Annotated in this window: 7 protein-coding genes and 1 pseudogene; all 8 read right to left on the reverse strand. The window is 56.9% G+C overall.

The window, feature by feature from the left end:
• Positions 1–290, reverse strand: a pseudogene (locus ACOTX2_RS19665) (lipopolysaccharide N-acetylmannosaminouronosyltransferase); the annotation flags it as partial.
• A gap of 12 nt (positions 291–302) precedes the next feature.
• A complete protein-coding gene (gene wzyE / locus ACOTX2_RS19670) occupies positions 303–1,655 on the reverse strand; it encodes an ECA oligosaccharide polymerase (protein WP_017693948.1) in 1,353 nt (450 codons plus the stop codon).
• The gene (locus tag ACOTX2_RS19675; RefSeq protein ID WP_038415039.1) at positions 1,652–2,731 is read right to left on the reverse strand and encodes a TDP-N-acetylfucosamine:lipid II N-acetylfucosaminyltransferase; all 1,080 of its coding nucleotides are present in this window, start codon (positions 2,729–2,731) and stop codon (positions 1,652–1,654) included. The genes wzyE and ACOTX2_RS19675 overlap by 4 nt, the downstream gene beginning before the upstream one ends.
• Positions 2,728–3,978, reverse strand: coding sequence for a lipid III flippase WzxE (wzxE, locus tag ACOTX2_RS19680; protein WP_063148226.1), 1,251 nt, complete (start codon positions 3,976–3,978; stop codon positions 2,728–2,730). The genes ACOTX2_RS19675 and wzxE overlap by 4 nt, the downstream gene beginning before the upstream one ends.
• Before the next feature lies 1 nt (position 3,979).
• On the reverse strand, positions 3,980–5,110 hold the full coding sequence (gene rffA, locus ACOTX2_RS19685) for a dTDP-4-amino-4,6-dideoxygalactose transaminase (protein ID WP_063148225.1): 1,131 nt from the start codon (positions 5,108–5,110) through the stop codon (positions 3,980–3,982).
• Between the two features lie 4 nt (positions 5,111–5,114).
• Positions 5,115–5,792: a dTDP-4-amino-4,6-dideoxy-D-galactose acyltransferase gene (gene rffC / locus ACOTX2_RS19690; RefSeq protein ID WP_063148224.1), complete on the reverse strand. Its 678-nt coding sequence runs from the start codon at positions 5,790–5,792 to the stop codon at positions 5,115–5,117.
• A complete protein-coding gene (gene wecC, locus ACOTX2_RS19695) occupies positions 5,789–7,051 on the reverse strand; it encodes a UDP-N-acetyl-D-mannosamine dehydrogenase (protein WP_023299034.1) in 1,263 nt (420 codons plus the stop codon). Before wecC ends, rffC begins: the two co-directional genes overlap by 4 nt.
• A partial coding sequence (locus tag ACOTX2_RS19700; protein ID WP_421625962.1) for a UDP-N-acetylglucosamine 2-epimerase occupies positions 7,048–7,199 on the reverse strand: 152 nt, incomplete at its 5' end. The genes ACOTX2_RS19700 and wecC, both read right to left, overlap by 4 nt.

The following is a 7,199-nucleotide window of genomic DNA, read 5'->3' on the forward strand; positions in this document are numbered from 1 at the left end:
CAAAGGTCAGCACCCGCCACGCGAGACACATTAGCGTCTGGAAACTTTTTACGAATTGAACGCACCACGCTAATACCGTCTGCGTATTTAAACTCCGCGGCTTCAATCAGGCTTTTCACTTCCACATTATCTTCAACCGCCAGCATTTTTTCTGCGTTGATGGCCACCAGCGTGCCCGACTTCATCTGCCCGTCCGCGAACAGAAAATCCAGCGCATGCTGCATGTCACGCCAGCCAATCAGCTGTAGCCCGCGCAGCGCATAACGCGGGGCTGAAGTTGTATCCGTCATGATAATCCCTACTCAGACTTGCGACAGCGTTGTGCTGCCCTGTGGCTCACGTCTGTGCACAAGCCCTGCACTGTCAAACAACCAGTACAGCAGTTTTGCCAGCAGCAGACAGAGTCCGAAAACGACCATAAAGAACACCACGCGTGAGACGAATGAATCCAGCCCCTCGCGCGCCAGAACGATCATATTGAAAATGGCACCGAAACAGAAACTGTGCAAAACAGCGGCTTTGTAGCGGTTGGTCTCTTCGTTACCCAGCGTATATAGCCAGTCGAACCATTTTATTATCAGCCCTACCGCGATCGCGCCAGGCAGGATAAACCACGTTCCGCCCATCACTACCAGCGAGCCAATCAGGGTTGGGGAAATCGCCAGACCCGAATGGTTGTTCAGCACTTCCCAGGTGAAGTAGTTCGCCGTGTTCAGGACAATGCCGGGACGATCGGGCCACAGCCACGTCGGTATAAAGACATAGAAATCGCGAACAATCGGCGCCAGCCCCTGGAATTCGATCTTGTCGTAGTTTTGCAGCAGTAATGCCAGGTTTTCCCACGGCGAGAAGGTGTCGCGCGTCAGATACAGGAAGGTGTAAAACGCTTCGTCGCCGGCCACGTTCAGCCCGTAGCGCTTCAGCGCCAGCCAGAACATCCCCACAATGCCAAAGACGCCTGCCGCCGCCAGCATCCACAGCGAGATCCAGCCGCGAATAATGCCGATAAACAGGAAAATCGCGAAGGCGATAATGATGTTGGCGCGGGTGCCGCCGACGATCATGTAGGTCAGAATGCCAAATGCGACGGTGCTGACCAGGAAGAACAGCCAGGCTTTGCTGTCCTGACGCAGGAAAAAGACCACCAGCATCGCCGGGATAAAGAAATAGAAGAAACGCTTGAGCGCGACGCCGGAGACTTCGGCGGAGAAAATCTGGCTATAGGACTGCAACTTAAACAGTAAAAAGCCGTTATGCATGAAGAAAATCGCCACGCTGACGAGGGCGATAGTCATCAGCATAACCCACGTCAGATGGGTTTCTACCCGGTTCATGGTAAACAGCGGACGACGGGGGGTGGTGTCTTTTGCCGCGCGCAGGCGCGTTTTATAAGTGACGTAGTACACCGCGTAGAAGCAGGTCGCAGAGAGCAGCGCCTGCAACAAGATTTCCGGCGGCGCGACGCCAACATCAAAGCGGAACACGAGGATGCTGGTCAGCGGGAAGCCAAAGAAAAAGGTCAGCAAAAACAGCAGCGAGAAGAATACGTTGAAGTTAAAACGTACCCGCCGGAATTCAAACCAGGTGAGCGTGGCGATAAACAGCGTGCTCAGCAGCCAGACCACCAGCAAGCCGCTAAACTGCAACTGGCTCATGCGTTGTCTCCTGAAGCAATACGCAGCGCGCGGTGCCACGGCGTGAGGTAGTTCGGGCTGAAAAAGTCGATGCTATTTTTATCCACCAGCGTGAGCTGACGCTGCGCTTCCCGTACCACCTCGACATTAAGCGTGTCAGAGGTAAACAGCACCGGAATATGCTGCTCGGCCATGTCCTGCCAGAACGGGTTTTCGCGGTTGAGCACGCAGGGTACGCCCGCCTGAATCAGCAGACACAGCGTGCCAATCCCCTGCTGACGGGCAAAGATGAAATAGCCCAGATCGCATTTTCGCAGCAGCGCGAGATAGTCATCAAATTCCAGCTTATCGCTGAGAATGTGCAGGTTTTCCGCGCTAAACAGCGCAAGCCCCTGCTGGCGAACTTCATCGATGTAGGCGTCGTTATTGGCGGGATAGCCCATCGGCACCACCACGTTCACCGTGTCGCCAAACTGCTGATGCACCGCCCTCAGCGCCGCGACATGCTCGTTACTGCGATCGCCGGAATTCCCCACCAGGATGGTCAGCTTGCCCTCTCGAACCGTGTCATTCGCCATGGTGTTCAGCGCCGGATCCATACGGGTCGGGAAATAGAGCAGCTCCCCGCGAACCTTCGGGTGCTGTTTAGCAAAATAGTTGAGATCGCCTCGGGTAGCAAAAACGCAGCCCACGCGCGCCTGCGCCAGACGACGCAGCGGATAGAAAAGTCGGAACTTCCAGCCACGGGAGACTTCGTAGAGATCCGCTCCCCAGATATGCCAGCTGAACTGAGAAGGTTTGATCCCGCCGCTTAACAGCGCCAGCCACAGTCCGGTATTGAACTGTCCATGGAAGAAGAAACGTTGGCTTCGATCCGCTTTGGCTTTAGCAACCACGGCCTTCGTCAGCGCCGCTTTGTCTGGCCAGAAGGTGATATGCAATGCCGGACACGCCGCGCTCAGGCCGCTGTCGCGTCCAACGACCATAAACTCACGCGCATCGGGCGTGCCGGATGCCAGTTCATCGTTGAAGAACCGCAGAACAGTCTGGTTATGATGCGGGATATCCGATCCCAGTATGTGTATCAGTGCAGTCATGCGCGTTTACGCCAAAGTAAAAATACGCCGCAACAGGCAGCGAAATAAACGATATAAGTTGCCATATAGGCCTGCGCCGCCCCCAGCGCACCGTGGGTGGGGATCAGCCAGTGAGAAAATGCCGTTAGCAGCGCAAACTGGCCGATCTCTGCCAGGATATACAACCGCAGCGAAGCCTTCGCAATCACCAGATAGCCGAAAACGTATGCCCCCACTTTCAGCACATCGCCGACCAGTTGCCAGGCAAACAGATCGCGCATGGCGGTAAACTTCGCTGAAAACAGCAGCCAGATGGCGAAATCACGCAGTAACCAGACGGTAAAGCTGGCGATCGCAACGGCCGGCAACACGAAACGCAGGGCGCGAAAAATCTCGCGGGTAATATCCTGCCTGGACGTCAGGCGCGATAAGGTTGGCAGCAAATAGACGCTAAAGGAAGCCGTAATAAATTGGAGGTAAGCATCTGAAATGCTGCTTACGCCCTGCCAGATCCCCACTTCATCCCAGCTGTAATGCGCTGCCAGCAGGTTTCGCATCATCACGTAAGCCACGGGAAGCGTTACCGAAGTGATGAGCGCCATCAGGGTAAACTTTCCTAGCTGCCCCGCCAGTATCTTGTCCCACTGCGGTTTCAGGTAACTCAGCGGGACATTGCCTCTGCGCATCAGCATAAACGCTGCCGGAACGACAACGAGCGCAGGCACCAGCGCCAGCCCCAGCAGCGCGCCTTCATAGCCGCCCAGCCGATAGCAGAAGTAGTAGGCGATAACGCCGATAATGCTGCCGAGGATCAGCGCCAGCGCATTCCCGGCGGCATCACGGAAGCCTTTCATCAGCGCCAGCAGCAGGTTCGCCCAGGCGATCCCCATCTGAACGAACGCCACCAGGCGCACCAGTCCCTGATAGTGCGTGTGTCCGAACAGTCCCTGACTAACAGGTGCCGCCACCAGCAAAAAGACGATGGCCAGCAACGTAGAGAAGCCCAGCACCATAGCAGAGGAGGTGCCCACCACCGTGCGAAGCTTTTCGGCATCGTCATGATGCTGCGCGACGTATTTGGTGACGCCATTGAATATCCCGGCACCTGCCAGCACGCCAAGCACCGTGACCAGCTGGCGGAAGTTCCCTGCCAGCCCAACGCCTGACGGACCAAATGAGACGGCCAGCAGCTTGACGACCAGTAACCCGGCGCCAATTTTTACTAGCGTGGACGCTGCCGTCCACACCGACGCTTTTGCCAGAGACATATCAGGCGAAATAACTCAGAAGCGAATTGATCACCGTACGCTGGTTCACCGGCGCGAGGTTGTAGAACAGGGGCAGGCGGAGCAGACGTTCGCTCTCTTTGGTGGTGTAGCGGTCTTCACCGGCAAATATCCCGAAGGCTTCGCCAGCCGGGCTGGAGTGCAGCGGAATATAGTGGAATACCGCCATAATTTCCGCCTCCTTCAGCCAGGCAATCAGCTTGCTGCGATCGTCGTTATCGCGCAGCTTGATATAGAACATGTGGGCGTTGTGGATGCAGTCTGCCGGAATAGTCGGCAGTTCAATACGTCCGGCTTTAGCCAGCGGCTCCAGCGCGTCGTAGTAGGTTTGCCACAGGGAGAGGCGTTGCAGATTGATTCGCTCTGCCGCTTCCAGCTGCGCCCAGAGATACGCGGCCTGCAAGTCCGCCATCAGGTAGCTTGAGCCGATATCGCGCCAGGTGTATTTATCCACCTGACCGCGGAAGAACTGGCTGCGGTTGGTCCCTTTTTCACGGATCACTTCCGCACGCTCGACAAGGGCACGATCGTTAATCAGCGTCGCGCCGCCTTCGCCGCCTGCGGTGTAGTTTTTGGTTTCGTGGAAGCTAAAGCAGCCGATATGACCGATGGTTCCCAGCGCGCGACCTTTGTAGGTGGACATCACGCCCTGCGCGGCGTCTTCCACCACGAACAGGTTGTGCTTTTTGGCGATGGCCATGATGGTGTCCATTTCACAGGCCACGCCCGCGTAATGCACCGGAACAATCGCCCGCGTTTTGTCGGTGATCGCCGCTTCAATCAGCGTTTCGTTGATGTTCATGGTATCCGGACGGATATCCACAAACACGATTTTCGCCCCGCGCAGGACAAACGCGTTCGCCGTGGAGACGAAGGTGTAGCTCGGCATGATCACTTCATCGCCGGGCTGAATATCCAGCAGCAGCGCGGCCATTTCGAGCGATGCGGTGCAGGACGGCGTCAGCAGCACCTTGGCACTGTGAAAACGTTGCTCCATCCACTGCTGGCAGCGACGGGTAAAACCACCGTCGCCACAGAGCTTGCCGCTGCCCATAGCCGACTGCATGTAATCAAGTTCAGTGCCCACAACGGGAGGCGCGTTAAATGGAATCATCTTGTCACCTGTATAACCAGTAGGCGGTGGCGTCAATGCTGGCACCACTCGCAATATAACGTTTAAGCGCAGCGGTGTTGCCCATCTGGGTTGCGACCCGCAGCGTCGATACCTGTTGTTGCTCCGCCCAGTACAGCGCCGCCTGCATGAGTTTTTCGCCCATGCCGCGCCCGGCTAACAAACCGATGCGCGCCTCGTGCTCGTTGAGCCTGCGAAGCGAAACAAAACCCTGAATCTGCCCACCGGCAGTACGGAACACCAGACAGACGTGGTCAAACGTGCCTTTAACTGCATTCTCTATCCACCGGGCATAAAAGCGGCCGCTGTCATCGGGCGCATACCAGGGCGCCCGGAAACGGCTTTGAGCGAAAGCCAGCTCCGCCATCTTGCGCAGCGCGGGGATATCCTGCTCCGTTGCAATTTCCGCGCCCGGTGAGCCGTGGCGGGCCACGGTAACAGTGAGATCAACCTCGCCCTCGACCAGCCGGAATCCGTGCTGCTGGAGCGCGTCCAGCAGATCGGCGCGGTCCGCCGGGATCTTAGCCTGTACGCGTTGCCAGGCGCTGAAGTCTGCGTCCTGCAACGCAGGAGCGTTATCGCGCAGATGCACTATCGCTGAGGGGAGCGAAAAAAATACGCTTTCCCACTCAAGGGACTCCAGCACGCCGTTGAGAGTAATCAACGCCAAACGCCCTTAGTATCAACAATATACTGCTGACGCACGGCATCAGCGGAGACCGCTTTAAACGCATTGTGATCCACCAGCAGCACCAGCACATCCGCCGTCGCCAGCGCGTCATCCAGTGCGGTAAGGGTGCAGTGACCGGCAAGTTTTGCCGGCAATGCATGAATATTCGGCTCAACCACCAGCGTTTCACCGCTGTGCCAGGCTGCGATCGTTTCGGCAATTTCCATTGCCGGGCTTTCGCGAAGATCGTCAATATTCGGTTTGAATGCCAGACCAAAGCAGGCAATTTTCAGCTCACTGGCACGTTTACCGCTGTCGGCGAGGCAATCCGCCACCGTGGCTTTCACCTGGTTGATAACCCAGTGCGGTTTGTGGTCGTTTACTTCGCGCGCGGTGCGAATCAGGCGCGCCTGTTCCGGATTCTGCGCCACGATAAACCACGGATCGACAGCGATACAGTGCCCACCCACACCCGGCCCCGGCTGAAGGATGTTCACGCGTGGGTGACGATTGGCAAGGCGAACAAGTTCCCAGACGTTAATCCCCTGATCGGCGCAAATCAACGACAGTTCATTCGCAAATGCAATGTTAACATCGCGGAAGCTGTTTTCGGTCAGTTTGCACATCTCGGCGGTGCGGGAGTTGGTCACCACGCATTCGCCTTCAAGGAAGATCTTATACAGCTCGCTGGCGCGCGCGGAGCAGACTGGGGTCATGCCGCCAATCACGCGGTCATTTTTAATCAGTTCCACCATCACCTGGCCTGGCAGTACGCGCTCAGGGCAGTAGGCGATGTTGATATCGGCCTGGTCGCCCGCCTGCTGGGGGAAGCTGAGATCGGGACGCGCCTCGGCCAGCCACTGTGCCATCTGCTCGGTTGCCCCAACAGGTGAAGTGGACTCAAGGATAACCAACGCTCCTTTCTTCAGCACAGGCGCAATGGATTTTGCCGCCGCCTCGACGTAAACCATGTCAGGCTCATGATCGCCTTTAAAGGGCGTAGGCACCGCAATCAGGTACGCATCGGCTTCTACCGGCGTGGTGCTGGCGCGCAGGAAGCCACCGTCCACCGCCTTTTTCACCACACGATCGAGATCGGGCTCCACGATATGAATTTCGCCACGGTTGATGGTTTCTACCGCATGCGCGTTGATATCTACGCCAATAACCTGCTTTTGACGAGAGGCAAAGGCCGCCGCAGTAGGCAGCCCGATATAGCCGAGACCAACAACAGAGATGGTAGTAAAACTCATAGCGTTACCCGATTGTGTTTAAGTGCGTGCAAAATACGTCCACAAGCCTGCCCGTCCCCGTACGGGTTATGGGCACGGCTCATCGCCTGATACTCTTCTTCGTCATGCAGTAAGCGCGTGACCTCTTCGACAATACGACGCGGATCCG

Source organism: Enterobacter cloacae complex sp. IR5412, assembly GCF_049237385.1.
GTDB lineage: Bacteria > Pseudomonadota > Gammaproteobacteria > Enterobacterales > Enterobacteriaceae > Enterobacter > Enterobacter intestinihominis.